At 54.3% G+C, this 13,402-nt stretch carries 13 protein-coding genes; 5 read left to right on the top strand and 8 right to left on the bottom strand.

Annotated elements, in window-relative coordinates; all coding sequences use genetic code 11:
• The first annotated feature begins 134 nt into the window (after positions 1-134).
• Positions 135-575, top strand: a complete 441-nt coding sequence (locus CQ018_RS18535) for a hypothetical protein (protein WP_105551496.1) — start codon at positions 135-137, stop codon at positions 573-575.
• Here CQ018_RS18535 and CQ018_RS18530 read toward each other — a convergent pair.
• The 5 genes from CQ018_RS18530 to CQ018_RS18510 form a co-directional block, all read right to left on the bottom strand.
• Complete coding sequence (locus tag CQ018_RS18530; RefSeq protein WP_258142742.1) at positions 572-1,873, bottom strand: Y-family DNA polymerase; 1,302 nt, start codon at positions 1,871-1,873, stop codon at positions 572-574. The two genes, CQ018_RS18535 and CQ018_RS18530, sit on opposite strands and share 4 nt — an antisense overlap.
• Positions 1,866-2,213 (bottom strand): LexA family protein, encoded by a 348-nt coding sequence (locus CQ018_RS18525; protein WP_374954220.1) that lies wholly within the window; start codon positions 2,211-2,213, stop codon positions 1,866-1,868. The genes CQ018_RS18530 and CQ018_RS18525 overlap by 8 nt, the downstream gene beginning before the upstream one ends.
• Before the next feature lie 172 nt (positions 2,214-2,385).
• On the bottom strand, positions 2,386-3,261 hold the full coding sequence (locus CQ018_RS18520; RefSeq protein ID WP_105551494.1) for a cytochrome c biogenesis CcdA family protein: 876 nt from the start codon (positions 3,259-3,261) through the stop codon (positions 2,386-2,388).
• A gap of 18 nt (positions 3,262-3,279) precedes the next feature.
• On the bottom strand, positions 3,280-4,014 hold the full coding sequence (locus CQ018_RS18515; RefSeq protein WP_105551493.1) for a thioredoxin domain-containing protein: 735 nt from the start codon (positions 4,012-4,014) through the stop codon (positions 3,280-3,282).
• Between the two features lie 176 nt (positions 4,015-4,190).
• Positions 4,191-4,679, bottom strand: coding sequence for a nucleoside deaminase (locus CQ018_RS18510; RefSeq protein WP_105551492.1), 489 nt, complete (start codon positions 4,677-4,679; stop codon positions 4,191-4,193).
• Positions 4,680-4,835: 156 nt separating this feature from the next.
• Between CQ018_RS18510 and CQ018_RS18505 the strand changes: the two genes are divergently transcribed.
• A complete protein-coding gene (locus tag CQ018_RS18505; RefSeq protein WP_105551491.1) occupies positions 4,836-5,465 on the top strand; it encodes a uracil-DNA glycosylase in 630 nt (209 codons plus the stop codon).
• Positions 5,462-6,316 (top strand): NAD-dependent epimerase/dehydratase family protein, encoded by an 855-nt coding sequence (locus CQ018_RS18500; RefSeq protein WP_105551490.1) that lies wholly within the window; start codon positions 5,462-5,464, stop codon positions 6,314-6,316. Before CQ018_RS18505 ends, CQ018_RS18500 begins: the two co-directional genes overlap by 4 nt.
• A 17-nt stretch (positions 6,317-6,333) precedes the next feature.
• Here the strand turns inward: CQ018_RS18500 and CQ018_RS18495 are convergent, their stop codons facing one another.
• Both CQ018_RS18495 and CQ018_RS18490 read right to left on the bottom strand, forming a co-directional pair.
• Positions 6,334-6,726: a hypothetical protein gene (locus tag CQ018_RS18495; RefSeq protein WP_105551489.1), complete on the bottom strand. Its 393-nt coding sequence runs from the start codon at positions 6,724-6,726 to the stop codon at positions 6,334-6,336.
• A 205-nt stretch (positions 6,727-6,931) separates the two neighbouring features.
• Positions 6,932-8,209 carry an FAD-binding oxidoreductase gene (locus tag CQ018_RS18490; RefSeq protein WP_105551488.1) on the bottom strand — a complete coding sequence of 426 codons (1,278 nt, stop codon included), beginning with the start codon at positions 8,207-8,209 and terminating at the stop codon, positions 6,932-6,934.
• Positions 8,210-8,585: 376 nt separating this feature from the next.
• Here CQ018_RS18490 and CQ018_RS18485 point away from each other — a divergent pair, with 376 nt between their 5' ends.
• Together CQ018_RS18485 and CQ018_RS18480 are read left to right on the top strand one after the other, a co-directional pair.
• Positions 8,586-11,963, top strand: a complete 3,378-nt coding sequence (locus tag CQ018_RS18485) for an SNF2-related protein (protein ID WP_105551487.1) — start codon at positions 8,586-8,588, stop codon at positions 11,961-11,963.
• Between the two features lie 85 nt (positions 11,964-12,048).
• Positions 12,049-13,218, top strand: coding sequence for a hypothetical protein (locus CQ018_RS18480; RefSeq protein ID WP_105551486.1), 1,170 nt, complete (start codon positions 12,049-12,051; stop codon positions 13,216-13,218).
• Positions 13,219-13,292: 74 nt separating this feature from the next.
• Here the strand turns inward: CQ018_RS18480 and CQ018_RS18475 are convergent.
• Positions 13,293-13,402 (bottom strand): IS3 family transposase (locus CQ018_RS18475; RefSeq protein WP_146111881.1); only part of this gene is annotated, 110 nt, incomplete at its 5' end.

Below are 13,402 nucleotides of genomic sequence, written 5' to 3'. Positions count from 1 at the left end.
CAACGTGCTCGATACTGGCAAATGTGTGGTGTTTGCATCTTTGAAGGCCCAGCGATTGTCCGTGAGCCGTTGCTGGTGCATAGCGTCGGTTAGTGCCGCTACCCTAGGTCTAAGGCGAAGGAAGGTCTGGCCAAATGCACCAACACTCAGATTTTACAGTTATCGCGGAAATGGCTCCATGCTTTGGCGTTCGATCACCTTTTTCTGAACTTGGTATTCCAGGTATGTCGCCGAATGTATGGCTGATGCCCAGCCGTGGAATCGAATGGTGCGACTGCGGAAAACACCATGTGTTGGACCGCGACACCATTGAATACTTCGCGGCTCAAATCGTCAGCGATCCCGAGTGGATGACCCACGACGAAGTCATCGATACTGCAATGGATCTATGGAATTACGTTGCAGTGTGCGAGTTCTTCATGATGGGGATTCGCACTTCGGCGAGCGTAGTGACTGGCAATTTGGCTCCGAAATACAGGTACGAGCGAGGCCTTGAAATCGTTGCTTATTTTTCTAAGACTTGGCAAGGGTGCCCGGAAGAAATTTGTCGCTCGGTTCATGAGCGTGAGGATTAGGCGCGCACCACAGGTAGTTCCGACCAATCTGTAGTGAACTTTGGTGATGAATATTCGCGTTTCATCGACCATGTTGGTTCGATTGCAAATCCGCCCGAGCCCAAACCAATGGCTTTATCACCGAATTTTGCCTTGACAGCACCCAGTACATTTCCGACATGCTTTTGGCAGTTTTCTTCTTCAAAGATTCCAAAAGCTTCCTGTCCCGGGTCTGGTTGCAATCCGGAAAGGATCACGCCTCCGCGAACATAAGAAAGCCCCGGGCTCATGATTTCACGCATGGCCTCGGTGGCCAGCCGGCTTAGCAGAATGGGATCTTGGGTGGGGCGCGGTAATTTGATAGTCACCGAGGGGAATGACGAATCTCCTGTGGCAAAGCGGCTGGTGCCCGCGGTAACGCTCAGCAGTGTTGCCCAGAGTCCGTCGCTCATGAGCCGGGCGGCACCACGTTGCGAGTAAACGGACATGACCTCAAGCATGGATTCTAGGGTGGTTACCGGGGAGGAGAACGACCGGGAGTACATGATCTGTTGCTTATCGGCGCGTTCCTCAGCTTGAGCGATGCATGGGGTTTCGTTGAGTTCAAGAACCGTTCGCTGCAGGACTACAGAGAATTTTTTGCGGATTTCGGTGATATCGGCTCGTTTGAGATCCGCAATGCTGGTGATGCCTAGGCCAGCAAGTTTGGAACCTGTTTTGCTTCCCACTCCCCATAGATCGGTGACCGGCACCCTTGCTTGGATGCTGTCGATAATTTCTGGATCCATGGAATCTAGCGAGCACACACCGTTAAGGTGGGTATTGCGTTTGGCAACATGGTTTGCGAATTTAGCCAGCGTCTTGGTCGGTGCGATGCCCACGCATACTGGCACACCGACACTTCGCGCCAGCGTTGCGCGAATATGGGTGGCCAGTTCGCCTAGGTCATTCATGTTTCCTTGTACGCCGAGAAATGATTCGTCGATTGAGTAGACCTCTTGCCAGGTTCCAAACCGCCCAAGCACCTCCATGACGCGGGCACTCATGTCTCCGTAGAGTTCGTAATTACTCGAGCGCACCTCCATGCCGTGGCTGCGCATGAATTGTTTAACTTGGAAGAAGGGAGCACCGGTGGTGATACCCAGGTCCTTGGCCTCCTGCGAACGTGCGACGACACAGCCATCATTGTTGGAAAGCACCACGACCGGGCGATCTTTAAGTGATGGATCAAAGACGCGTTCGCACGAAACATAGAAGTTATTCACATCGATCAGTGCAATGCGCTCAAGACTCATACGTGCGTTACGGGTTTCAGACATGATGCAAGCACCTGGTCACGACACCCCAGATGCTGGTTTCCTCGGTGATTACCCCCGCGTGCTCGGGTGCCTGCTCATCACTACACAACACCATGGTGCCGTGATGGGCCACAAGCCTTCGAATCACGAGCTCACCGTCGAGTACGGCAATAACCACCGAGCCGTCTTTAGGGGTTAGCGCCCGATCAACAATTACCTCATCCCCATGAGCAATGCCCGATGCTGCCATTGAATGACCCGAGACGCGCATCAGAAATGTTGAGGTGCGATCGTGAATGAGCAGTCGGTTCAGATCGATTCCACCGGTGTAGTAATCCCGTGCCGGGGAAGGGAATCCCATAGCTTCAACGGCACCCACAGGGCCTTGCGAATCGGCTGTCGGCGCGGGAGGTTTAGGGGTATTGTTTCCAAACATCTAAAGACCCTCCCTAGAACATAGATTCGATGATCTAGCTTAGCAGTCCGTGCCTGAAGACACCGGGGAAGTGCCCCATCCAGCGCAACTGAGGTCATTAATTAGTTTCGGCGGACTCGTCAACCGTGGCCTCGCTGGCCTTCGTTGTAACTTCTGCCGTTGTGCGGCGGATAGCCGCACGGAGCCAGAAGAAGAGTAAAAGAATACCCACAAGAAGGGTCCAGACCCACGGGGGAACCATGGCGTCCAGCGTGCGTCCCAAGTTTTCAAACCACAAGATCATTGCGGAAGGCAGCAGCTCCGGGATGGACGCCATGCCGTTGGTGAAGATCATGAGCCAGCCAACAATTACCGTCACGAACCCCATCAGCACCGAAGTGCTGTGAAGTTTAAGCGGCCCAATTTTGAAGGTACGCCCTCGCATCCATTTGGTAGCCCCATGCCCGGACCTTCGAATTAGCAGCGCGATGAGCATGATGGGGATGATCATTCCCAATCCATAAAGCCCCAGCAGCAGACCACCTTGTAAGGTGTTGGCCGAGGTTAGCGCCAAGGTCAATATTGCACCAAGCACCGGCCCGGTGCAGAAACCGGCTACCCCGGAGACAGCGCCCAGAGCGAAGCTACCGCCCAAAGATCCGGCTACGCTACCCTTGCGCTTACCCGGAAACACACGAGAAATATCAAAACCCCCGCCAAACGCTGTGAGCACACCAAGAATAATCAGCACCCAACCAGCGCTGGTCAGCAGCACACCACGATCAATGATTAGGGTCCCACCAAGCCAGCCCAAGCCCAGACCCAAGGGAACCAAGGTGGCAAGCAGACCTGCTAGAAAGACGGTTCCTAGGCTCAGCAGCTTTGCCTTGGAGGCCGCAATATTCGCAAAGAATGCTGGTAGCAGCAAGGCGTTACAGGGGCTGAAAACCCCGAGCATGCCCCCAAAGATTGCGTAGGCGAAGCCAACTTCCATGATCCAGGCTTCTTTCGCTTAGCCCGCGAGCTCGGAATCAATCACTTGAACAAATGCCTCAAGTGGTTGGGCGCCAACCAGGGGTGAACCGTTGATCAGGAATGTGGGAGTGCCCGTAACCCCAAGATTGGTAGCCTCATCATGGTTTTTTTGCACCAGTGCCTTGGTCTCTGCGGAAGCCGCGTCGGTGACTAATTGCTGGTGATCCACGCCAATGCTCTTGGCAATGATCTTGACCCCATCGGCCGAAAAGTCTGCGTTCTTAGCGGTAGCACCATCTGCAAAGACCGCGTCATGGAATTCTTGGTATTTACCCTGCTTGCCTGCGGCAATCGCAAGCTCTGCGCTCTGCCGTGAATTCTCACCAAAGAACATAATGTCGCGGTATTCAATGCGCAATTTTCCGGTATCAACATACTCTTTGATGAGGGTTGGCAATGAATCATTGGCCCACTTGGCACAGTAGCCACACTGGAAGTCAGAATAAGTCACCAGGGTGACCGGAGCGTTAATATCGCCAACGGCCGTTGGGTCGCTGGCTTCGCGTCGCTCAATATTGATTTTCTGCGCCGGCTGATCTTGAGCCGGGGTTTCGCTTGATTGCGTAGTGGCCGCTGGCGGTGTTGCAACTTGATCACCGGGGGTAGGGATCTGCATGCCGATAATGACGCCGATCAGTAACGCCACGGGAATTGGCATGATCCAAAACCATGGAATTTTGGGCTTGGCCGGTGTCGCTGGGGAATCTGACATGAGTGAAACGCTGGATCCTTTTCAACGCGGATACCCTACGTTGTTGGCATAACCGTCGATTAGAACCGAAAATGCAAGACAACAAAGCAGAGAAGAGGTCTACTAGACAACGTATCGGAGTCGGGCCCTCAACTTGAAATCCGCGGCTTAGGAATTGTCTAACTGCTCATTGATGCTCAGCTACGCTGCCGCTCAAACGCTATATGATGCAACGATTTAATCCGTGGGACAAGAGATGGTGCCGGCCCGTCTATCCGTACCGATGGAACTACCTGCGAGATTGGCAACGCGGCTACCGGGGATGCCGGTGCACCCCATGCTTCACACCAGCTTTCAAGCATCTGCGAACTAGCAACAAAAACGATCCGGCCCAGTCCCGCCCAGCCATGAGCCGCCGCACACATTGGACAGTGCTCGCCGGAAGTGTAAACGGTGGAATTCTTACGTTCCAGTGCGGAAAGATTTCTCAGTGCCCACTGAGATATTGCCAGCTCGGGGTGGGCAGTGGTGTCACCCGATGAAACTTCATTATGTCCTCGATACAGAACCTCACCAGAATCAGCCACAAGCATTGAGCCAAAGGGCTCGTCCCCCAGCCCGAGTGATTCCTCGGCAAGATCCACACAACGAGCTAAGAAGACTAAATCCTCATCATTGATACCCATGGCTCCATCATCCGGCACCTTACCCCGGCAACTCAAGGAAGCGGCAAACTGCGGATGTTCGGTAGCCAAATGACCCAACTTTCGTCAACTTGTCCACGGCCGAATGCACCGGCGGCACAATCGGCGTAGGCTCAAGGGTAGGGCGAAAGGTAAACAATGAGCCAATCGGAATACTTTGAAGAACAGCTGAGCAAGGTGGAGGACGAATCCATCGCCGAACTCACTGCACTATGTCGCAAGTTGCAGGACCAACAACCTGGTTCCCGGGTTCCGCTGATCGATCCGATACACGATGTGGATGAGGCTCGGGTTATTTCCTTGCAAATCGCACCGGGTCCCGGAACATCCTCGGGGTTTTTGTCTTTGCGCAACGATGATCCAACAGCAGCGCGGCTCGCGGCAGTTTATGACGCTGCCGGGCTAGAACCACGTTATGGCATTCCATGGAATGTCTTCCCGTGGGAATTGCCCGATGGCGGAACCAAGCTCACCCCGGATCAGGTTAAGGCCGGTATCCGACCGCTCAAGGAACTAATGCGCATCGCGTATCGGACCTCGGCGATCGTGGCACACGGTACCGAAGCCAAGCGTCTGGTCCAGGCCTGGATCAAGGCAGGCGGCCAGCAGGTCATCAACCAACGTGGCATCAAGATTTACGAGGTTCGCTCCACCGCGGACCGCGCATTCTTGGGTTCGGCGGAGAAACAGCAGGGCTGGTTCGACGAAATGGTTGCTGCATACACCGATGCGATGGCTCGCGCCGGAGTGCGACCAACACAGAAGTGAAAGTCCTGATTCTCGGTGCCGGGGACCTCGGCACCGAGGTCGGGCTACGCCTGACTGCTGCCGGTCACCACGTGACTGCTTGGCGCAGACGAGCAGAATTACTTCCTAAGAGTTTTGCTAGTGCCTCAGTAGATCTAGGCGATGACTCTGTTGAGTTTCCTGTCATTGACCCGGACACCGAACTTGTGATCTTCACGCCTGCAGCAGCGGAACGCAGCTCCGGAGCTTACACGCGCACCTATTTAGTAGCGGCACGGCGTATTCTTGCCGCGCTAGACCGAGACCATGTTCTCCATGGTCGTTTCATATTGGTCTCTTCGACCGCAGTATATGGGGATGCCGCCGGTGGCTGGGTTGATGAGAACACCCCGGTTGCCCCACCGAGCCCCAGCGCTCAGATTCTGGCTGAGACCGAGTCAGTGATGAGCCAATATCCGGGCACCCCCATCATCCTCCGACTTGCCGGAATCTATGGCCCGGGACGCAACCATCTGATCGAACAGGTCAAAAGCGGTGTGGCTAGAACTCCAAGCAAAACATTCTGGACCAACCGGATTCACCGCGATGATGCTGCAGCCGCGCTGATCCATCTGGGCACCATGCTGCATACTCCTGAACCGCTTTATCTAGGCGTTGATCATGAGCCAGCCGATCTTGGCTTGTTACACGAATTCTTGGCCCATCGCCTAAACGTGAGCATTCCTGCTATTGGCGAGCGCGAGGCAAAGCGCGGCGGTGACAGGCGCCTTTCAAATGCGAGGCTCCTTGCCAGTGGCTTTAGTTTTGCGTTCCCTACGTTTCGCGAAGGATACTCAAGCGTTATAGCTGGCGAGGGCATCCGTCACCCTTAGAAATCCGTTGACCAGCGTTAACTGCGTGGCGGCAGACGCCACGGATACGGGAAATCTTGATCTATTCCCTGAAGCATCTCCAATTCCTCATCGCTGAGCACACCTTGTGCCGCCTTCCGAGCCAAGGCTAAGGCTTCTAGGTCACGTGAAGGGAACCTAAAATTGCCAACTGTAGCGCGCTCGGTCTGGCGGATCACCCAGGAATAGCGAAGTTTGCCCAGCCCCTTGCTTTGCCGACGGATCCTCAACAGATACAAGAAACAAGCGAAGAACAGCCCGAAGCTCAGTAAAGACATGAACCCATCACCTGCCGGAGTGTCCGGGTCAGAGAAGCCGATTCCGTAGCCCCACGAGGCAACTACTCCTGCGGCAAAAATCAGCATCATGATGGCGCACGCAGAAAATTGCATGCCCCAATAACCAGCCGAGCTTTTCTTCAGGGCCCTCTATTGCTCGGGAGTTAGTTCTGCGTGTGAATCATCCACAAGCTCAGGATTTCATATCTGGTTTATTTATTTTGCTTAGCAAACGACGTGGGGCTCGGTTTACGAAAAATAGTTTCCGTAAACCGAGCCCCACGTGCTGAATTTTGCTATCGCGTTAGCTCAAGAAGGCTTAGAAGCCCTTACGCAGCGGATCGAAGTGGCGTGCAACCGACGGCTTTTCCTTGCCAAGGATGCCAGCGGCAATCATCTTGCCGGTCAGCGGGCCAAGGGCAACGCCCCACATGCCGTGGCCGCCGCCAACGTGGACGCGTGGTGAGCGGGTGGCACCAACCAGTGGCATGCCGTCGGCGGTGCAGGGGCGACCGCCAACCCATTCTTCCTTGCGGTTTTCCCAGTTGATGCCCTTGTAGACCGGCTTTGCCGCGGCAACGATTGCTTCGATGCGCTTTGGCTCCAGCGGGTGGTTTGCATCGCGGAATTCCATGGTGCCGGCAATGCGGAAGCGATCGCCCAGCGGGGTGCACGCAACGCGCTGAGTCGGGAAGTAGATCGGGTGGGTCGGCATGACCTCTGGCTGTACCGTGAAGGAGTAACCACGGCCCGCCTGGACTACTACGTTGACGCCGAACTTCTTGGTCATGTCGTTGAGCCATGCACCGGTTGCCATGACGACGTGGTCAGCGGTGATCGAGCGGCCCTCTGAACCAATGACGGTGACCGAGTTTCCATTGTCACGGATATCGGTGACGTTGTAGGAGCCCACGATGTCGCCACCGCGAGCAATAACGGATTCGGCAAGCGATTCCATGTACTTCGGTGGGTTCAAGAAGCGCTGGTTCTTGATGGCAACACCTGCTGCAACATCATCGGCAAGAGTCGGCTCGATGGCGCGCAGTTCATCACCGGTGAGCAGATCGTATTCGACGTTGCCGCCGGTCTTCTTGATCATGTCGAATTCGTGAAGCAGACCATCGCGGTCCTTGAGGCTCTTGAAGCCGGTCAGGAACGGGTTGGCCGGGGTGGTCTTCTCAACGACGCCCGGACCAGCGTTGGTGCCTTCGGCAATCTCGTCGAATGCGTCAAGGCCGGTGGTGCCCAGCTCCGAGTAGATGCGCATGGCTTCTTGCCACTTCCTCGGAGTGGAGTGCCAGGTGAAACCGATCAGGAAGCGCAGCAGCTTGGCGTCGGCCTTCAGCGGGATGTAAAGCGGGGACGCCGGGTCCATCATCATCTTCAGACCGTTGGAGAAGATCGATGGTTCGGCGATCGGCAGGGTCAGTGCCGGGGTCAGCCAACCTGCGTTACCCCAGGATGCACCGGAGGCCACGCCGCCACGGTCAACGACCGTAACCTTGACGCCTTCTTCTTGCAGGTACCAAGCGGTGGAGAGGCCCACAAACCCGGCGCCTACGATTACTACATGCTCAGGCGTCGTTGCGCTGGCCATGGTCACACTCCATTCAAGAATTTGCTATTGCTTACCTCAACTTTGACGCTGAAATTGCTTCTTCGCAATGAGACTTCACTTTTCAACGGTGACGCAGACCACCACGCGGCGTGGCTTGTATTTAATACAGAGATTTTGAGGAAATTCCGTATTTTTTACGCACTGTTCCCTGAGTGCCCAATTTACATACCGTCAATACCGCTTTGAGGTCGATTTGGCTTTGGCGACAACGTGGGTACGCGAGCAAACCATTTCACGTGACATACCCTAGCTCTTGCGCCGCACCGATGAATTGCGCCGCAACAAATTTCAGCCTTTAGGCACCTTCTGTTGAAGCACTGACCTAAGTGACGCCGCCCTCGCTTAGAATACTTGCATGTCCTCCGCATTCCCCACGCTTGTTTCTTCTTCTCTGATTACCGAGCTGGTGGGTGCCACTTCCATGACACGCGGCGCTGACTACGCAAGCACCGGACGTGTGTTGGACACCAGTTGGATTGCGCCCATGAGCATGGTGCGCGGAAGTGTACTGGGCTCCGGAAACACGATTTATCGTGCCGCTATCCATTCACAGGTACGCAACGGATATCTTTATCCACAATATGGGGTTTGTACGTGCCCAGTTGGAAATAACTGCAAGCATGCTGCGGCATTGCTTTTCTCCTACATGTGGGATGAAAACTACGCACAGACACCCGACCCACGAGCGCCGTGGGAACGCACCCTCGATGACTTGATGGGTGATCAAGAGCCCGCTAGCTCTCAAGAAACAACTCGTTTCTTGGGCCTACAATTTGAGCTTCGCCCCAAGGTGAGCCCTCGTTACTATTCCGCTGCCGCCGATAAGATTAAGGCTGGGGAAATCCCCCATACTTCAAGGCTGGAACTTGCCATGCGGCCAATCCAGCTCAATGAAAAGAATCGCTGGGTTTCTGGAAATCTTGCGTGGCAGCATTTTCGTTTTACCCGCGATGGCGGAATTCCGGAGCTGCCTTTTGAATACCATTACGATCCTGCCCAAATTGAGTGGTTCTGCACCCTGCTTCAACTAAATTCCTTTGCGGCTTGGAACGGTTCGCACCTGCTAGCCAGTGATTTTTTGACTCCAATGGTTTGGAATCATTTCACCTCTGCAGCGGTCTTAGGGATCGAGCTCAAGGGTGCTTCGATTAAGTCCACGGTCAAGTTCCATCAGCCGGTAGATGTGCGTATTGATATCGCCGAAGAAGGCAAGAAGCTCCGACTTCAGCCCCTCATCAGTGAGATGCCTGCCAACCTTGATTCGAGTTTTGTTGGCTCCATTTCGGATCATGGGATCTTTTGGTGGGAGAGTATCGGAGCGCTGAAAAATGCCGACATTCATCTGGGCCCCACTAAGGATCGGCTCACCCCGTTGCTTACCGGCATGCTTCGTTCGGACAAAAAGGTTATGATTCCGGCCAATGGTCGCGAAAGTTTCGAAAAAGAATATCTTCCCAAAATTGCCAAGGCCGCCCCACTGACCTCTACCGATGATTCGGTTGAGGTTCCCGCCTCGGTACTTCCCACGATGGTGCTGAAGATTGCGCACGTTTCCGGTGAGCCAGACCGCATCCGGAAGCAGAAAAAAGATCACCCCGGCAAGCCCGGCATCATCCTGCACTGGGGGTTTGACTACGACGGATCATTCGCATCGTTATTCCGCACCGAAAACGACTTTGTTGAACGCGATACTCGTGCCGAACTTTCCTTAACACGTGAGGTTGCTGCGGCACTCACCGATTTTCCTGAAGCGTTTGCAGACCTACTGCCCAACCCTAAAACAGGAAAACTGTCCTCTACCGACTCTGTCGAATTTACCGGTGTTGCCGCAGCACGTTTCATTACCTGGGCGTTGCCGGGCCTGCAAGATCTCGAATCACTGGAAATACGAGTCACCGGCATTGCCACCGAGTTCGAGGAACTCACAGCAGATCCGCTCATTACGGTCTCGACGCAAAACACGGAGACCAACGACTGGTTTGATCTTGGTGTCGAAATCACGATCGAGGGAAATAAGGTTCCTTTTACGGAGCTATTCCAGGCTCTTGCGCACAACGACTCACACCTCATGTTGCCCAATGGTAAGTACTTCGAGTTGTTTCGGCCCGAGTACGAACAATTGCGCAGACTCATTGAGGAAGCCCGCGCACTTTCCGATCATCATAGTGATGACACCATCAGAATTTCGAAACATCAGGCTTCATTGTGGGAAGAACTCTCCGAATTGGCGACCAATGCCGAGGCTAGTGCCGAATGGAAAGCGTCAGCAGGGAGCCTTGCGAATATTTCTTCGGTCACGCATGCGCTTCTCCCCGCAAGTATCAACGCAACTTTGCGTCCCTATCAGCGCGAAGGGTTCGAGTGGCTTTCTTTCCTCTACGACAACTCGCTCGGTGGTGTACTGGCAGATGACATGGGGTTGGGTAAAACCTTGCAAACCCTTGCGCTCATTCAGCATGCCAAGGATACCCATGATGAAACAACCGGGAAGATCCCACCCTTCTTGGTTGTCGCCCCTACCTCTGTGGTTTCGAACTGGGTCTCCGAAACTCAGCGTTTCGCACCCAACCTGAGGGCTGTCTCGATCTCCGAAACCATGGCCCGTAGCGGGGTCCCCCTTGTACAGCTTGCGGATAATGTTGACATTATCGTCACTTCCTACGGGCTATTCCGCATTGATCAAGCCGCCTACCGTGAGGTCAAGTTCTCGGGTCTAATCCTGGATGAAGCCCAATTCGTTAAAAACCCCGCAACGCAGGCTGCCAAACAGGCCCGCGATTTCCCGACCAATTTCAGGTTGGCGATCACCGGCACCCCCATGGAAAACAATCTTTCGGAGCTTTGGTCAATGTTTTCTATTGCCGCTCCCGGTCTTTTCGCTTCGCTCAAGCGCTTTGATGAAACGTACCGTAAACCAATCGAAAAAGATGGCGATAATGAGGCTCTGAAACGGCTGCGTCGACGTATCCGGCCTCTGATGCTGCGTCGGACCAAGGAACTCGTGGCTACCGACCTGCCCGAAAAACAGGAACAGGTACTAGAACTCGAGCTAAGCCCGAAGCACCGCACTATTTACCAGCGCCATCTGCAGCGTGAACGCCAGAAAGTTTTGGGCATGCTTGAAGACATGGACAAGAACCGCTTTGCTGTATTTTCTTCACTGACCAAGCTGCGTCAGCTTTCACTCGATGCATCACTTATCGGTGAAGAATATGATTCGGTGCCCAGCAGCAAACTCGAAGCCCTGCTAGAGCAACTTCAAGACCTCACTGCCGAAGGCCATAACGCGCTGGTCTTCAGCCAGTTCACGTCCTTCTTGGGCAAGGCCAGAGACATGCTCAATGCTGCAGGCATAGAGCATGCTTATCTGGATGGTTCAACAACTAATCGTGGCAAGGTGATTGAGTCCTTCACTTCGGGCAAGGTTCAGGTATTCCTGATTTCCTTGAAGGCCGGAGGTTTTGGTTTGAACCTGACCCAAGCCGATTATTGTTTCCTGATGGATCCTTGGTGGAACCCTGCTTCGGAAAATCAGGCAGTTGACAGGGCCCACCGAATTGGGCAAAAACGTAACGTCATGGTCTATCGAATGGTTTCTAAGAACACCATCGAAGAAAAGGTCATGGCTTTGAAAGAGAAAAAGGCAAAGCTCTTCACCGCCGTGCTCGATGACGATGCTGCATTTGCCTCGGCCATCAGTGCCGACGATGTCCGTTCGTTGTTCGAAGAATAATTATCAAGAATCCAGGGCGCTATCTCACGTGCCCGCCCGTTAGTCGCTAGTATCGAAGTTCTGCCAAGTTTTAGGAAGCAACGCCATGTCTAAATCTAAGTCCAAGGCCGCTACGTCACGCAGCGGGCACCCAGCACGACGCTCTAGCGACGGCGCATCAGTCTTTGAACAACCGGTACGCAATGCCATGGCGCAGTATGTGGCGCAGCTACGCGCGTTCTTCAACGAGCGTCACACGGCCACCGATACCGAGGCCGGAATCGAGGGCTTGGTGACCCTGTTGACAGTTCATTCGCGACTGCGCAATAAGATTTCTGTTACCGAGCTGGAACACGACGCTCTCGCGACCCAATTTGCCGACCTGCGCGCCATCGGTGATGACGTAGCAATCGCCTGCGCCAGCATCCTCAAAGAGTTCGCCCTTTTCCTGGCAGAAACAGGTAAGTGGAGCGGCACAGTAGAAGAATTCCGTGCGGTCTTTGATTTAATCTCTGCACAGAGTGGTGAATCACCCATTGCGGTTCATGAACTCGATGAAGCAACAGCCGATGAAAAATGGGCCAAGCTAGAAATGGTCGCCACGGCTCGCAAATTGTTGGCATGGGTTGGTGAAGGGCGTGCCGTTGCGCCTAATGGATTACTGCTTGAATCAGAACTCGTATCTGCCGCTGCTGCAATCGGCCTAGATATTGTGTTCGATGCGCAGGCAGCATCCGCGCCTTTGCTCTGGGAACCAGTTTCAGGAACCAGCATTGGTTCCTTGGCCCAGCTGCCCAAACTTGGAGCCTACTGGGATGCTTTGCTACGTGCCGGGCTGCTCACCAAACAAGATGAGTTAGCCGTCCCGACGCCAGTGGTTTCCGATGCGTTACTCGCCGACACTGGTTTTGGTGCACGCGGCATCAAGGACATCATTGCCGAGGGTATCTACGCTCATATCTTGCTCAACGCCATTGGCCCAGAAAGTGATCACACGATCACTCAAATGGCCGCCGCATTGCTGAGCAAAGCGGGGTCGAACAATCCTCCTCGGACCCAAGTTGCCTTCCAGATTCCAGGAGTTGAAGATTTGGAGCCGGAGCAGGCTCATCTTCAGCCCCTGTTTGAGAAGACAATTCCGGGTGCCGAGGCAATCATAAAAGCACTAGAAGCCGAGGGTCTGGTGCGCATTGGCAAACACCTACGCGTTCCACGTGTGCTGCGGGCATCTCTTGAACGTGCGCTGACTCGCATTGCCGAAGAAGTACTTGGCTAACAGGGCTTAACCCAATGGAGGGGTCCAGTTCATTATGAACTGGACCCCGAAAGTTGGACTCGGTAAGTAAGAGTCTATGCCGCGAGTGCCTGAGCCCGATATTCCATGGGGCTCAGGCACTGCAGCGTTAATGAGATTCGCTCATAGTTATACCAGTGGATGTAGTCATCTAGCTCGCTGGTGA

Origin of the sequence: Arthrobacter sp. MYb227 (assembly GCF_002975435.1) — a bacterium.
Classification (GTDB): Bacteria; Actinomycetota; Actinomycetes; order Actinomycetales; family Micrococcaceae; genus Paeniglutamicibacter.
The sequence above is the reverse complement of the archived record's forward strand: the minus strand, read 5'-3'. Positions and strand labels throughout refer to the sequence as shown.